At 63.8% G+C, this 14,183-nt stretch carries 15 protein-coding genes and 1 tRNA gene; 8 read left to right on the top strand and 8 right to left on the bottom strand.

All coding sequences use genetic code 11. From position 1 onward, the window contains the following. Positions 1–12: 12 nt before the first annotated feature. The 4 genes from HG262_RS02860 to trmB all read right to left on the bottom strand — a co-directional run bounded on the left by HG262_RS02860 (position 13) and on the right by trmB (position 2,644). Positions 13–333: a hypothetical protein gene (locus HG262_RS02860; protein WP_169269605.1), complete on the bottom strand. Its 321-nt coding sequence runs from the start codon at positions 331–333 to the stop codon at positions 13–15. A 333-nt stretch (positions 334–666) separates the two neighbouring features. After that, on the bottom strand, positions 667–867 hold the full coding sequence (thiS, locus tag HG262_RS02855) for a sulfur carrier protein ThiS (protein ID WP_169269604.1): 201 nt from the start codon (positions 865–867) through the stop codon (positions 667–669). 11 nt (positions 868–878) lie between these two features. Further along, positions 879–1,820 (bottom strand): prolyl aminopeptidase, encoded by a 942-nt coding sequence (gene pip, locus HG262_RS02850; protein ID WP_169269603.1) that lies wholly within the window; start codon positions 1,818–1,820, stop codon positions 879–881. Then, positions 1,820–2,644 carry a tRNA (guanosine(46)-N7)-methyltransferase TrmB gene (gene trmB / locus HG262_RS02845; protein ID WP_006222387.1) on the bottom strand — a complete coding sequence of 275 codons (825 nt, stop codon included), beginning with the start codon at positions 2,642–2,644 and terminating at the stop codon, positions 1,820–1,822. Before trmB ends, pip begins: the two co-directional genes overlap by 1 nt. Positions 2,645–2,831: 187 nt before the next feature. On the opposite strand from trmB, the gene HG262_RS02840 reads away from it, so the two are divergent. The 4 genes from HG262_RS02840 to HG262_RS31175 all read left to right on the top strand — a co-directional run bounded on the left by HG262_RS02840 (position 2,832) and on the right by HG262_RS31175 (position 6,262). Continuing rightward, a tRNA-Gly gene (locus HG262_RS02840) sits at positions 2,832–2,905 on the top strand. Between the two features lie 184 nt (positions 2,906–3,089). Continuing rightward, on the top strand, positions 3,090–4,145 hold the full coding sequence (locus HG262_RS02835) for an RNA methyltransferase (protein ID WP_169269602.1): 1,056 nt from the start codon (positions 3,090–3,092) through the stop codon (positions 4,143–4,145). Between the two features lie 149 nt (positions 4,146–4,294). Further along, on the top strand, positions 4,295–5,170 hold the full coding sequence (gene panB / locus HG262_RS02830) for a 3-methyl-2-oxobutanoate hydroxymethyltransferase (RefSeq protein WP_169269601.1): 876 nt from the start codon (positions 4,295–4,297) through the stop codon (positions 5,168–5,170). Positions 5,171–5,284: 114 nt separating this feature from the next. Then, complete coding sequence (locus tag HG262_RS31175) at positions 5,285–6,262, top strand: DUF6516 family protein (RefSeq protein WP_169269600.1); 978 nt, start codon at positions 5,285–5,287, stop codon at positions 6,260–6,262. 115 nt (positions 6,263–6,377) lie between these two features. Here HG262_RS31175 and HG262_RS02820 read toward each other — a convergent pair whose 3' ends face one another. Next, complete coding sequence (locus tag HG262_RS02820; RefSeq protein ID WP_169269599.1) at positions 6,378–6,689, bottom strand: hypothetical protein; 312 nt, start codon at positions 6,687–6,689, stop codon at positions 6,378–6,380. After that, a complete protein-coding gene (locus HG262_RS02815) occupies positions 6,686–7,360 on the bottom strand; it encodes a Crp/Fnr family transcriptional regulator (RefSeq protein ID WP_169269598.1) in 675 nt (224 codons plus the stop codon). The genes HG262_RS02820 and HG262_RS02815 overlap by 4 nt, the downstream gene beginning before the upstream one ends. Positions 7,361–7,586: 226 nt before the next feature. Between HG262_RS02815 and HG262_RS02810 the strand changes: the two genes are divergently transcribed. The 4 genes from HG262_RS02810 (at position 7,587) to HG262_RS02795 (ending at position 12,098) form a co-directional block, all read left to right on the top strand. Beyond that, a complete protein-coding gene (locus HG262_RS02810) occupies positions 7,587–8,798 on the top strand; it encodes an ABC transporter substrate-binding protein (protein WP_169269597.1) in 1,212 nt (403 codons plus the stop codon). A gap of 9 nt (positions 8,799–8,807) precedes the next feature. Next, positions 8,808–9,722, top strand: coding sequence for a 3-keto-5-aminohexanoate cleavage protein (locus HG262_RS02805; protein WP_169269596.1), 915 nt, complete (start codon positions 8,808–8,810; stop codon positions 9,720–9,722). A gap of 31 nt (positions 9,723–9,753) precedes the next feature. Continuing rightward, positions 9,754–10,530: an SDR family oxidoreductase gene (locus tag HG262_RS02800; RefSeq protein ID WP_169269595.1), complete on the top strand. Its 777-nt coding sequence runs from the start codon at positions 9,754–9,756 to the stop codon at positions 10,528–10,530. A 68-nt stretch (positions 10,531–10,598) separates the two neighbouring features. Then, entirely contained in the window at positions 10,599–12,098 is a 1,500-nt protein-coding gene (locus HG262_RS02795; RefSeq protein ID WP_169269594.1) for a PLP-dependent aminotransferase family protein, read from the top strand. 6 nt (positions 12,099–12,104) lie between these two features. Here the strand turns inward: HG262_RS02795 and HG262_RS02790 are convergent, their stop codons facing one another. Both HG262_RS02790 and HG262_RS02785 read right to left on the bottom strand, forming a co-directional pair. Further along, positions 12,105–13,331 (bottom strand): benzoate/H(+) symporter BenE family transporter, encoded by a 1,227-nt coding sequence (locus HG262_RS02790; protein ID WP_169269593.1) that lies wholly within the window; start codon positions 13,329–13,331, stop codon positions 12,105–12,107. 123 nt (positions 13,332–13,454) lie between these two features. Then, on the bottom strand, positions 13,455–14,162 hold the full coding sequence (locus tag HG262_RS02785) for a response regulator transcription factor (protein WP_169269592.1): 708 nt from the start codon (positions 14,160–14,162) through the stop codon (positions 13,455–13,457). Positions 14,163–14,183: the final 21 nt, after the last annotated feature.

Genomic DNA, 14,183 nt, shown 5'->3' with positions numbered 1-14,183 from the left:
CCAGTAGTGCCTTCAGGGCGCGCGGCCCACAAACATCTTGCGCACGATCCCGACGATAAGGGTAAGCACGGCGCCACCGACGCCGCCGCCCACCACGTCACCGGCGATCGCTGAAAGATCCAGTCCGGTATTGCCTGCCGTTGCCGCCGCGCCTGCGCCGGCCGTGATCATGGGTGCCAGCCACGAGCCGCCGGCCAGGCCGCCGATGGCCCCTGCGATGGTGTTGCCGAGTGGGCCAAGGTTGAACTGCTGGAGCATTTTCCCCAGTCCATTGCCAGCGGCTGCGCCAGCGACGAGCTGGATGAGAAGATTGATGATGACCGCGGTGTTCATGATGCCTCCTTGCCCCGTGGGGCGATGTGCAACGCTAGAACAACAACACGACAACGTAACAACGCCAGCAGCAACGATTATGACTCGCGGACTTGCCGGCAGACGAGGGGTTAACGTGTAACAGGTTGCTATTGCCGCGGCAGACTACGCAAGAATGCTCGTCAGTTTGCAGGCAGCGTAGCGCGGCAGTCGCAAACCCCATCACGCGCATGGTGCCGTGCGTCAGAATCTGATGGAAAACGCATAAGCAAAAGGGCCGCTCAATCAAGCGGCCCTTCGTCTTGAAAACGCCTGTTTGCGGCGCGATAAATGCGGCGCAGACACGTCGCAGAATCAGCCGCCGCCCACCGCGACGACGATCTCGATCTGGTCGCCGTCGCTCAGCGTGGTCTGTTCGTGCTGGCTCTTGGGCACGATTTCCCCATTGCGCTCCACGGCCACGCGTTTGCCGGCGTAGCCCAGCGTTTGCAGCAGTTCGATGACGGTGGTGTCCAGGGGGAACTCCCGCGCGTCGCCGTTCAGGGTGATGTGCATATCAGGTCTCCTCACTGTTTCGCATAGGCGTCGGTGGCGCCGATCAGGCGCGCCAGCGTGCCGGGTTCGTCAAACGCATGCCCTGCGTCGGGCACCAGATGGAAATCGGCTTCCGGCCAGGCGCGGTGCAGGTCCCACGCGGTGCGCGCGGGCGTGCAGACATCGTAGCGGCCCTGGACGATGGTGCCGGGGATGCCCCGCAGCTTGTGTGCGTCGCGGATCAACTGGCCCTCTTCCATGAAGCCGGCATTCACGAAGTAATGGTTCTCGATGCGGGCAAAAGCCAGCGCGGCGCGGTCGGCGGCGTGGCTTTGTTGGTGGCGCGGGCTGGGCAGCAGCGTGATGGTGCTGTCTTCCCACTTGCTCCACGCCTTGGCGGCGCGCAGCTGCTCGGCGGCATCATCGCCCGTCAGGCGCTTGTGGTAGGCCGTCACCAGGTCGCCGCGCTCGGCTTCGGGGATGGGCGCAAGATATTCTTCCCAGCGGTCCGGGAACAGCCACGACGCGCCTTCCTGATAGAACCATTGGATTTCCGCGCGGCGCAGGCCGAAGATGCCGCGCAGCACCAGTTCGCTGACGTGCGATGGATGCGTTTCCGCATAAGCCAGCGCCAAGGTCGACCCCCAGGATCCGCCGAACACCAGCCACTTGTCCGCGCCCATGATCTCGGTGCGCAGGCGCTCGATGTCCGACACCAGGTGCCAGGTCGTATTGTTGTCCAGGCTGGCGTGCGGCTTGGAACGGCCGCACCCGCGCTGGTCGAACAGCAGCACGTTGTAGCGCTGCGGGTCGAACAACTGGCGATGCACGGGCGAACAACCGCTGCCCGGGCCGCCATGCAGGAAGACGGCGGGCTTGCCGTTCGGATTGCCCGACATTTCCCAATAGATCTGGTGGCCATCGCCGGTATCCAGGATGCCGTGGCGGTAGGGTTCGATTGGCGGATATAGCATCAGGCGACTCGCTTGAAGATCAGGTCCCAGACGCCGTGGCCCAGACGCAGGCCGCGGTTCTCGAATTTGGTCAGGGGGCGGTAATCGGGGCGGGGCGCGTAGCCGTCCGCCGTGTTGGCCAGTAACGGTTCGCCGCTAAGCACTTCCAGCATTTGCACCGCGTAGTCTTCCCAGTCGGTGGCGCAATGGATGTAGCCGCCCGGCGCGATCCGGCTGGCCAGCAACGACACGAACGCGGGTTGCAGCAGGCGGCGCTTGTGATGGCGCTTCTTGGGCCACGGGTCCGGGAAGTACACGTGCACGCCAGCCAGCGAATCCGGAGCGATCATGTCACGCACCACTTCAACGGCGTCGTGCTGGATGATGCGCAGGTTCGGGATGCTGGAATCTTCAATGCGGCGCAGCAGCGAGCCGACACCGGCATTGAACACCTCCACGCCCAGGAAGTTGTCGTCCGGACGGGCCAACGCGATCTTCTCGGTGGTCTCGCCCATGCCGAAGCCGATCTCCAGCACCGTCGGCGCCTGCCGGCCAAAAGCGGCGGCGGGGTCCAGCCGGCGGGGGGCATACGGAATGGACCACTGGCCCATCAGGCGCTCCAGCGCGGCCAACTGGCCCTGGGTGATGTGGCCGCGGCGATGCACGAAGCTGCGGATGTGCGTGGCGCCCGGGCTGTTCGGGGCGTGGGCGGTGCTGGCCAGCGCGGCCTGGGTTTCCGGGGAAACGGGGGCTTGCGCAGCGGCGGGCGCGGCGGAGTCGGCAGTCGTGTCGGGGGTGTTCACGGGGGGCGTCGCGGGCTTGTCCGCGGGGTTGTTCGTATTCATAGCCCCGAATTGTAGTGGCAGGTGTGACGGGGCGGAGTCGGCCGGATGGACTAAATTGGGGACGCATTTATCCCGCCGCCATCGGAAGGATCCGCGACGGGGGGCGAAAATCCCTCTGGAATCCAAAAAAAGGCGCGCTATAATCGTCGGCTCTGCTGCGGCCCCTGCGCCGCGGCACGACACCCGAGCGGGTGTAGTTCAATGGTAGAACGGCAGCTTCCCAAGCTTCATACGAGGGTTCGATTCCCTTCACCCGCTCCACTTCGATTCTTCTGCCCACCGTTAATTGGTGGGCTTTTTGTTGTCCGGCGATCCTGCTCGCGCTGTGATGGCGTTGCGCTTGCCAGACGGCTTCCGTTGCCGCCGCCGACGTACTACCCACGCATGGAACTTATGCCCTCCGACCCCGGCTAGCCCATGCCCGGCTGAGTACAATCCGCTCCCTATGCGCTATTCCGACTTCGATCATCGCCTTGCCGCACTTGGCGCCCAGCCCGTCCATCGCGGCCGGCTCATGCGCGTCTGGCTGAACGGACAGGCGCTCGACACCGGCACGCGGCGGCGCCGCGCAGAGGACTTCTTGCCGCTGGCGCTGCGCAATGCGCTGCCCGCCGTGACGGCGGAACTGGACGGCCTTGCCCGTATCCGCTCGGAACATGCCGGCACCGACGGCTCGCGCTTGCTTGTCGACCTTGCCGATGGGCAGATGGTGGAAAGCGTGCTGCTGCCGCGCGACGGCCTTTGCGTTTCTACGCAGGTGGGCTGCGCGGTGGGCTGCCGTTTCTGCATGACCGGCAAGAGCGGCTTGATCCGCCAGGTCTCCAGCATGGAAATCCTTGCCCAGGTCGTGCTGGCACGGCGTCTGCGCTCGGTGAAGAAAGTGGTCTTCATGGGCATGGGCGAACCGGCGCACAACCTGGAAAACGTGCTCGAAGCGATTGATTTGCTGGGCACCGAAGGCAATATCGGCCATAAGAACCTGGTGCTATCGACCGTCGGCGATCTGCGTGTGTTCGAGGCCCTGCCGCAGCAACGCGTCAAACCCGCGCTGGCGCTGTCGCTGCACACGACCAAGCATGAACTGCGTGAGCACCTGCTGCCGCGCGCGGCGAAGATTTCGCCGGCAGAGCTTGTTGAACTGGGTGAAAAGTACGCCCGCGACACCGGGTACCCGATCCAATACCAGTGGACGTTGCTCAAGGGCGTCAACGACGGCGACGACGAGCTCGACGCCGTGCTGCACCTGCTCAAGGGCAAGTACTGCGTGCTGAACGTCATTCCTTTCAATAGTCTGGAAGGGGACGACTATCAACGCCCCGATCCCGAACGCATCCGCGAGATCGTTCACTACCTTCACCGGCGCGGGTTGTTGACCAAGGTGAGGAACAGCGCCGGGCAGGATGTAGACGGCGGCTGCGGCCAGTTGCGCGCCCGCGCTGTCGGCGCAGAGCAGATCGTCATACTGCGCCGGCAGCGCACGCCAAGGCGGGAAGCCGCCTAGAACGTCCTGGGCCCCGGGGGCGGCGCGCTATCCGCTGCTGAGCTATGCTCGCCCAAGTGTGTGAGGTACGAAGCGGGCTTTCTGTCCGCCGGCATCGGCCGCACACCATCCAAGACAATTCGATGTTACGGAAGGCCAGGTCGCCCAAGATGAATACGCCCGAGAATTCCCCGCCCACCGCAGCGCCCTACGGGCTGAGAACCGCCGAGCCGCAGAAGAAGGTCACCGTCCAGACCTTCGCGGACATGTGCGCCCGCGGCGAGAAGATCGCCATGCTGACCGCCTACGACGCGACGTTTGCGGCGGTGGCGGACGCGGCCGGCGTTGACACGCTGCTGGTGGGCGATTCGCTGGGTATGGTGTGCCAGGGCGGAAATGGCACTGTCGGGGTGTCGCTTGAGGACATGGCCTATCACACCCGATGCGTGGCGCAAGGCGTCCGGCGCACCCAAGGCCGGTCCCTGATCGTGGCGGATCTGCCCTTTGGCAGCTATCAGGTGTCCAAAGAGCAGGCGATCTCCTCGGCCGTCGCGCTGATGAGCGCCGGCGCGCAGATGGTCAAGCTTGAGGGCGGAGGATGGGTCGCGGAAACGGCGCGGTTCCTGGTGGAACGCGGCGTTCCGGTATGCGGCCACCTTGGGCTGACGCCCCAGACGGTGTCGTCGCTGGGAGGGTTTCGCGTGCAGGGCCGTACGGATGAAGCCGCCGCGCGCTTGCGGGAAGATAGCGCGGCGCTTGAAGCCGCCGGCGCCACCATGCTGGTCTTGGAAATGGTGCCAGCGGCGCTTGCGGCCTCGATCACGGCGGATCTGGCCACCTGCGCCACGATTGGCATTGGCGCGGGCCGCGGCACTGCCGGGCAGGTGCTTGTCCTGCACGACATGCTGGGCATCAACCTGGGCCGGATGGCGAAATTCGTCCACAACTTCATGGACGGCAGCGATAGCGTCAAGGACGCGATCGCGCGTTATGTACACGCGGTGAAGAGCGGGTCATTTCCCGATGACGCCAAGCATGCTTGGTAATTTCCCCAGCGTGAAAAGGGGGCTGCGTCGATGTCAATAAACGAGCTCATCCAGATTTGTGCCGACCGACAACTGGATGGTAAGGAGACAGATACATGCTGCAGAGCAGTGGCAGTGAACGTATTAGTTCCAGATAAGCCGGTTTGCACATTTACCGTGGACGCCACGCACAAGCTGTTGCACATGATGAAGGCCGCTGATTCGGCGCACATCTACGTAGACGGAGGGGTCTGCCATTTCAATGCACTCTACTCCGTAACAGACCGGTTTCCTGCTGCCCGCATCTACTTCATTAAGAGCCCCTACCTCGACGAAATCGCGAAGATCGGCGTGTTCCTGGAAGAGCATGGCATTAAGCTGCCTATCGTTCGATCGTCAGAATTTGAAAAAATGATCGATGCTCAAGGCTATCCGGTGAGGTATAAAGCGTGGCTTGAAAGCTGGCAGGCGCGATCCTCAAGGTTCAAAGGCTTGGTAGATGGGCGCGTTAAAAATACGGTAGTCGAAAAGGGTATCTGGCTGTCGACCGATGGATGCCTTATCTGTGGCTCCGATCAAAGCTACCTTTCCACGGCGACCCTCGTTGACGGCTCCGGAGTAATCATTGGCATGCGTCTGTGCGGGGAGCACGTTGATGAAGCCAGCGAACATAAGACTCTGATCAATTTCGTTGCAGAGAAAATGGGAGTGCCCGCGCCATTCCTATCGGATATGAGGTTGATCAGGGATCCTGACTCGCTGCGCGAAATGTCGCACTCCGCGTTAAAGCAGGAACTTCATTGCGAAATTGAGAAAGTGCAGGGTAATACGATAACCGCTATCCGGCCTTCAGGATTTCGTGTAATCCTGCGGCAGGATGCGGTGGACAATTATGCCTATGTCGTTCAGGATCCTAACCGAAAGGAGGTTTCACGTATCGACTCGGCTGACCACCATGATGTTGATTATGGTCCAGCTCACTTGCACCGTGACCTGAGCAAATCAAAAAAGAACCAGGTCGAGCCAAGTTTCACTTATGGGCTTGCAATGATGGACGTCAAGGGGATCCGTGCGTTGCTGGAGCGAGCCGAAGCAAACTGGAAATCCAGTTGAGTGTTGCGTGACCCGAGCAGCGTCTTGCAACTTGCGGAAGAGCCGTTCGATTAAAAGGATATGGCCCACATAGCGTTGCCCTGCCAGCGGCGATTCGTGGTCCGCTCGGGCTTATTCAACCCTCACGCCCCTTCATCGCGTGCGCCATATATTCGGCTTTGGTGACGCGCCCGTCGCTGTCAATATCCATGGCGGCCAGTTGCTCGGGCGTCACTTCCTGGAATAACACACCGTTGCTTAGGAAGCCGTCGGCGTTGACGTCCTGCTTGGCGAACGCGCGCTCCATCAGGGCTCGATAGTCCGCTTGGGCTTGTACATCGGCCGGCTGCGGGGCAGGGGGCGCGCCTTCTGTGGCAGCGTTGCCCGCGTAAGCGGCCAGCATCAGCGTCGGGGCCAGCATGGCGGCCAGATTGAACCGTTTTTTCATGAGTGCTCCTGATCGAGTTTTGCATGGCGGTACAGCGCGGCGCGATCCAGAACCGTCAGTCCGCCGTAGTGCGTCTGCAGAACGCCGGCCCGGGCCAGTGTCACCAACGCGGTGTTGCAGCGCTGCCGCGACACGCCGCACAGGCTGGCGATCTCTTCCTGCGATATCTTCAAGCGGCCGTTGGTGCCGGAATGCGCTTCGGCGTCCAGTTGCGCCGCGACGGCGCGCGCAACCGTGGTGTCGACATCCAGCAGCACATTGCCTGTGTAAGAGGCCATCAGCCAGTTGACCCGATGGGCCAGGTGTGTCATCAGCGCCTTGGTGAACTCGATATTGTTGTTCCACAGGCGTTCGCACGTGTCGCGCGGCAAGATCACGACCCGGCTGGGCCGTAGCGCCACCACTTCATATTCGAAGCGTTCCCGGCGGATCATGGTGGCTTCGCCAAACCAGCTTCCCGTGCTGAAACCGGCCAGCGACAAGGAGCGGCCGTCTGTGCCGCGCGACGACCATTTCACCAAGCCATCCACGACGCCATACCAGCCAAGCGATTTTGATCCTTCGCGGAACAGGTATTCGCCCGTGCGCAGCGACATGATCCGCAGCTCGGCGCGGACCACTTCACGTTCCGGTTGAGGCAAGCCGTTGTACCAGGGGACGACGTCCAGCATTTTGTCGACAGGGCATGGCGCCGGCCGGCGCTTGGCCCCGGGCGATTCGTTGCCGGTACCGGTGGGCGGTCCGCGCATAGTGCTCCCTATTCAGCAGTGGTGACCCCGCACAGGTAAACCCTAGGGCGCATTGTCAACTTGATGACTGTCCGCCCGCAGGGTCCAGTCCCAGAATAGTCGAGGCCCTAAGAGCCGAAAACCATAAGAGGAGACAGGTATGTTGTCAATGCCACGTAGATTGTCCGGTGCCGCAATTGCTTGCGGCGTGGCCGTTACGCTCAGCGCGGGTGTTGCGCATGCGCAGATTTCCGACGACGTCATTCGAATCGGCTTTATCACCGACATGTCCGGCGTGTATTCCGGCCCTGACGGCCCCGGCGGGGCAGAAGCCATCAAGATGGCCATCGAGGAAATGGGCGGCGAGATCAACGGCAAGAAGATCGAATTGCTGACGGCCGACCACCAGAACAAGGCGGACATCGCGTCGGCGAAGGCGCGCGAGTGGTTCGACCAGAAGGGCCTGGACATGCTGATCGGCGGGACCAATTCCAGCACGGCGCTTGCCATGTCGAAGGTGGCGGCCGACAAAAAGAAGCCGATCATCGTGGTGGGCGCGGGCGCGCCGGCGCTGACGAACGAGCAGTGCACGCCCTATACCCTGAACTATGCCTACGATACGGTGGCGCAGGCGCGCGGCACGGGCGCCGCAGTGGTCAAGGCGGGCGGCAAGACCTGGTACTTCCTGACGGCGGACTACGCCTTCGGCAATGCGTTGCAGGCCGACACCACGAAAGTGGTCGAGGCGGGCGGTGGCAAGGTGGTGGGGTCGGTGAAGCATCCACTGGCCTCCAGCGATTTCTCGTCCTTCTTGCTGCAGGCGCAAAGCAGCAAGGCGGAAATCCTGGCCTTGGCGAATGCCGGCGCCGACGCGACCAACGCGATCAAGGCCGCCAACGAATTCGGCATTACGAAGACGATGCGGCTGGCCGGGCTGATCATGTTCATCAACGACATCCATGCCATGGGGCTGGATGCGGCGCAGGGGCTGTACCTGACCGACAGCTGGTACTGGAACACGTCGGACGAGACGCGCGCCTGGAGCCAGAAATTCTTCGAACGGCGCAAGGCCATGCCGTCGTCGCTGCAGGCGGCGGACTATTCGGCGGCGTTGCAGTATTTGCGCGCAGTCAAGGCCACCGGCACCGACGACGCCGACCGTGTGTTGGCGCATATGCGCGAAAACAAGCTGAACGACCTGTACATCAAGGACGGCGTGGTCCGCCCCGACGGCCGGGTGGTGCACGACATGTACCTGTTGCAGGTCAAGACCCCTGCGCAGTCGAAAGCGCCCTGGGACTACTTCAATGTGGTGCAGACCATCGACGGCAACGAAGCCTTCACGACCAAGGCGGAAAGCCGCTGCGCGCTGTGGAAGTAAGGAGAACCCATGTCTAAACGCAAAGTGATCGTGACCATCGCCCCGACGGGAGGCATGGCGCTGAAAAGCCAGAACCCGCATTTGCCCACGCAGCCCGCGGAGATCGCCGAAGACGTCTACCGCTGCTACAACGCCGGGGCCAGTGTGGTGGCCCTGCACGCGCGCCGGCCCGACGACCTGGCCACCTGCAACGCCGATATCTATCGCGACATGAACCGGCGCATCCGCGACCGGTGCGACATCGTCCTGAACAATTCCACGGGCGGAGGCGTGCATGGCGATATGGTCAAGGAAACGTCGCCGGGCACCTGGGAGATCCTGTGGGAAGAGCGGCTCAAGGGCATGGACGCGGGCGCCGAGATGTGCACGCTTGACGCGACCACGCTGAACCTGGCCTTCGGCGACCGCGAATACCTGATGAACACGCCGCTGACAAAGGCGCGCGAGATGGCCGCCGCCTTGCAGGCGCGCGGCATCAAGCCGGAGTGGGAGGTGTTCAGCCCGACGCACATCCTGCAGGACGCGACGACGCTCATCAACGAGGGCCTGGACGAAGCGCCGCATTTCATCAACCTGGTGATGAACGTGCACCGGAACTTTCAAAATGCCATGCCGTTTTCGCCGCGGCATCTGCAGATGATGGTGGACCTGTTGCCGAAGAACAGCATTTTCTGCGTCAGTGGCATCGGGCCGGCGCAGCTGGAAGCCAACATCAGCGCCTTGCTGCTGGGCGGGCATGCCCGCGTGGGCCTGGAAGACAATCTGTACTACCGCCATGGGGAATTGGCCACCAACGTCCAACTGACCGAACGCATCGTGCGCGTGATCCGGGAAATGGACATGGAACCGGCCACGCCTGCCGAGGCGCGAGAAATGCTGGGCCTGCCCCTGCGTAGCGGCATCCGGCCGGCGTTCGCGCTGTGACCGGCCACCAACACTCCACCGACCAAGCAACATGATCGACTCATTGAAAGGCAAGCGTGTCCTCGTCACCGCAGGGGCGCACGGCATCGGCCTGGCCATTGCCCGCAAGTTCCTGCAGTCTGGCGCCGACGTGCATATCTGTGATGTGAACGCACAAGCTTGCGAGGCTGCCCGTGCCGCGCATCCGGCCTTGAGCGCGAGCGTCACGGACGTTTCTGACGAAGCCCAGGTGCTTGCCATGTTCGAAGACCTGTCCGGCCGATGGGGCAAGCTGGATGCGCTGATCAACAATGCGGGCGTGTCCGGCCCGACAAGCCGGCTGGAAGACACCGCGCTGGACGCGTGGCGGAACACGCTGGAAGTGAATCTGACCGGCACCTTCCTTTGCTCTCGCAGCGCCGTGCCTTTGCTGCGGGCGGCGGGGGGCGGGTCCATTGTCAATATCTCGTCCGTGGCGGGACGCCTGGGCTTTTCGTTGCGTACGCCTTACAGCGCCAGCAAGTTCGGCTTGGCCGGCTTGACGCAGACCTGGGCGATGGAACTGGGCCCCGACGGCATCCGGGTGAATTCCGTGTTGCCCGGCGTGGTGGCGGGTGACCGCGTGGAACGTGTGATCGCCGCCCGCGCTACGGCGGGCGGGGTCAGCAACGATGACATGCGCATGCAGCTGGTGGAGAAAGTCTCGCTGCGCCGCATGACCCAGCCGGAAGATGTGGCCAACCAAGTGGCGTTCCTGTGTTCGGACGAGGGCGCGATGATCAGCGGGCAAAGCATCTCCGTGTGCGGCAACGTGGAGCACCTGGGATAAGCCAGGGGTCGGCCGCCGGATAGAATGGCCTGCTTTCATGGCAACAATTCTTCTGGTGAGCAGACCGCATGACCCGGGCATTCGAACTTGAAACGCTGAAAATCCGCATGAACGATGCGGATTTTCAGCGATTGGATCTGCATCAGCGAATTCAGCGGGCGTTGCGCGCCCTGATCCTGGACGGCGCGCTCGACCCGGGCGTGAAGCTGCCCGCGACGCGCGCCATGGCAGCCTCGCTGGGGGTGGCGCGCGACACGGTCGAAAACGCCTACGTCCAGTTGCACCGCGACGGCTACATCGTGCGGCGCGCGGGGTCGGGCAGTTACGTGTCCGATACCGTGGGCGCCGAACTGCGCGGGGCTGCAGGACGCCGCATCAAGCTGGCCGACGACAAGCGAGAGGCGGCGACGCCCGGCGCGGGCCTGAGCCGCCGGGGCAGGATGATCTTCGACAGCGGCGGCGTGACGGATCAGCAGGCGGTCCGGGCGTTTGCCACGGGGCTGCCCGAGACCCGGACGTTTCCAACCGACATCTGGGAACGCTTGCAGCGCCAGGCAATGAAGGAATACCGCGGCCAGGTGTTGCTGCATGGTGACCCGCAAGGCGCCGCGCCGCTACGCAAGGCGATCGCGTCCTATCTGAACCTGGAGCGGGGCGCCAACGTGTCGGCGGACCAGATTCTGGTGCTGAGCAGCACGCGGCAAGCCTTGTTCCTGTGTGCGCAATTGCTGGTGGATGCCGGCAAGCCGATCCTGTTGGAGAACCCGGGCTACTTCGGCGCGAAGAAGGCCTTCGAATCGGCCGAGGCCAGGATCGTGCCCATCGACGTCGACGAGCAGGGCATCCGCACGGACCTGCTGCGCGCGGACCGCAGCGGCGCCAACTGCGTCTACGTGACGCCCTCGCATCAATACCCCACAGGGGCGACATTGTCGCTGGCGCGCCGGCTCGAGCTGACCCGCTGGGCGGCAGAGAACGGCAAGTGGATCATCGAAGACGATTACGACAGCGAGTTCCACTACGAAGGCTTGCCGACGGCCTGCGTGCAGGGCCTGGACAAGTATCAGCGCACGCTGTACATCGGCACTTTCAGCAAGACGCTCTATCCAGGCCTGCGAATGGGGTACATGGCGCTGCCCCCTGAGCTGGTCAGCGCCTTTGCCTACGCGCGCAGCATCCTGGACGGGCATACGCCGCAGATCCTGCAGCTGACCCTGGCCCGGTTCATGGAAGACGGGCATTACAACGCCCATATCCGCGCCATGCGCAAGCTGTACGCATCGCGTCGCGACGCCATGCTGCAAGCGCTGGACAAGCATATGGACGGCATTGCGACGGCGTTGCGGCCGGAAGGCGGGTTGCAGATCCCGTGCCTGCTTGCCCGCGGCTGGTCCGAGGAAAAGACCATCCGGCAGGCGGCAGGCGCCGGCCTGCTGTTGCCGGGGCTAAGTCGCCTGTATGCCGGCACGGACAAGCGGCAAGGTTGGATCCTGGGATATTCGTCGTTGACCGCGCACGAGATCGATACCGCCATGCGGCGCTTGTCGGCCGCGCTCAGGAAGCGGTAGGCGAGGCTACGGCTTGGCCGGGGTGGCCGAGTTGGCCGGGCTGGCGATCAGCGCGCGGCTGCCGCCGTGCATCAGCAGGTGCGCTGTCAGGCCGGCGACAAGCCCCCAGAAGGCGCCGCCCACGCCCAGCAGCGTGACGTTGGCGGCCGTGGCCAGGAAGGTGATCAGCGCGGTTTCCCGGGTGCGGGCGTCGGCCATGGCGTTGGCCAGGCTGCCGCCGATGGCGCCCAACAGGGCAAGCCCGGCCAGCGTGGTGATAAAGGCCTTGGGCAACACCATGAACAATGTGGCCAGGGTCACGCCGAAGGTGCCCACCAGGATGTAGAACGCGCCGCAGGCCAGCCCCGCGATGTAGCGCTTGCGCGCATCCGGGTGCGCGTCCGGTCCCGTGCAGATGGCTGCGGTGATGGCCGCCACGTTGAAGGCGTGGGCGCCGAACGGGGCCATGATCAGCGAACCCAAGCCGGTCACCGTCAGGATGGGATTCGCGCTGGTTTTGAACCCGTCGTTGCGCAGCACCAGCATGCCGGGCATGTATTGGCCCGTCAGGGTGATGATGAATAGAGGCAGTGCGACGCCCAGCAGCGCCTGCACTGAAAAGCGGGGCATTTCGAAGACGGGTGCGGCCAGGCGCAGGTGGATGGCCGAGAAGTCGATCCGATGTTGCGCGATCAACATCGCCACGCCGATCACGAGGATGCCGACCACCGCAAAGCGCGAGGTATAGCGCTTGAGCAGCGCGTACGAGATAACCAGCACGCTGACCAGCAGCGGATCGACGCTGGCCCCGCCGAATGCGTTGACGCCGAACTGCAGCAGGATCCCGGCCAGCAGGCCGGCCGCGATGCCGCCGGGGATCATGCGCACCAGTTTTTCAAACGCGCCGGACAGGCCCAGCAGAATGAAGCCCAACGCCGAGATCACGTAGGCGCCGATCACTTCGCCATAGGGCGTGAACGGCATCACGGTGGCCAGGAAGGCCACGCCCGGCGTCGACCAGGCCGTGATGATGGGTTCCTTGTAGCGAAAGCTGAGCAGGGCCCCGGTGACGCCGACGCCGATGGATACGGCCCACACCCAGGACGCCGTCTGGGCGGGCGTCAGCCGGGCCAGTTCCGCCGCCTGGAACACCAGCACGAAGGTCCCGCCGTAGTTCACCAGTACCGAGATCAGGGCGGCGACGGTGGGCGAAAAGAAGTCGGCGGGTCGAAGGCGAGCCGGCGATGTCGTCATGAATCACTCCAGATTGCGAAAGGGGCCGCAAGGCGCGCGGCCGGAACAAGGCGCAAAGTGTAGGAGTGATGTGGACTGGCATTTCATGCCACATCGGGATGCTTCAACAGACCGCTTTTGGCGCTATGCCTGCACCTTCGCAGGTTGATAGAAGCAATAGCCGCTATTGCGCAGCGTCTTGACCGGCAGCGTCTGTCCGCTGACGTCTTCCACGCGACGCCGCAACCGGCGCATTTGCGTATCCAGGCGGCGCTGGTCGTAGTCCAGGTAATCGAAGCCCAGTGCTTCGATGATTTGCCGGCGGCTGATGTTTTCGCCGGGTTGGCTCATCAGGCAGCGCAACACCAACAGGTCTTGCTGCGACAGCGGCACGGCCGACGCGCCGGGAATGAGCAGCCGGCGAGGCCCCACTTCCAGGGTCCAGTTGGACGCTGCCGGTTGGACCGGGGGCGGCGGGAGCCGCTGCAGGCCCAGGCGGCGCTCCAGGGCGGCCAGCACCGCGGCCAGTTCATCCAGGTCGCAGCCTTTGCCCAGGTAGTGGTCGGCCCCGAGTCCCAGTCCTGAAATCCGGTCTGCGCTGGTCTGGCGCGCGCTGAACACCACGATGCCGACCTGCTGGCCTTCCTGTCGCAGGCGTTGGATCAGGTCCAGGCCACAGCCGTCGGGCAAGCCGATGTCGATCACCGCCAGGCGATGGCGGCCGGCGTCGAAATGCCGGTCGAACTCTTGCAGGCTGGACACGCAGCTGGGCGCGTAGCCAAGCTCTTCCAGAAACTCGCCCAGCTCTTGGCGCAAGACGGGTTCGTCTTCCAGCAGGATGACCTCAGGCATGGGACGCGCCTGCGTGGGAAC

This window comes from Achromobacter sp. Bel (genome assembly GCF_012928505.1).
Taxonomy (GTDB): domain Bacteria; phylum Pseudomonadota; class Gammaproteobacteria; order Burkholderiales; family Burkholderiaceae_B; genus Achromobacter.
This window is presented reverse-complemented; position numbering and strand designations above follow the sequence as displayed.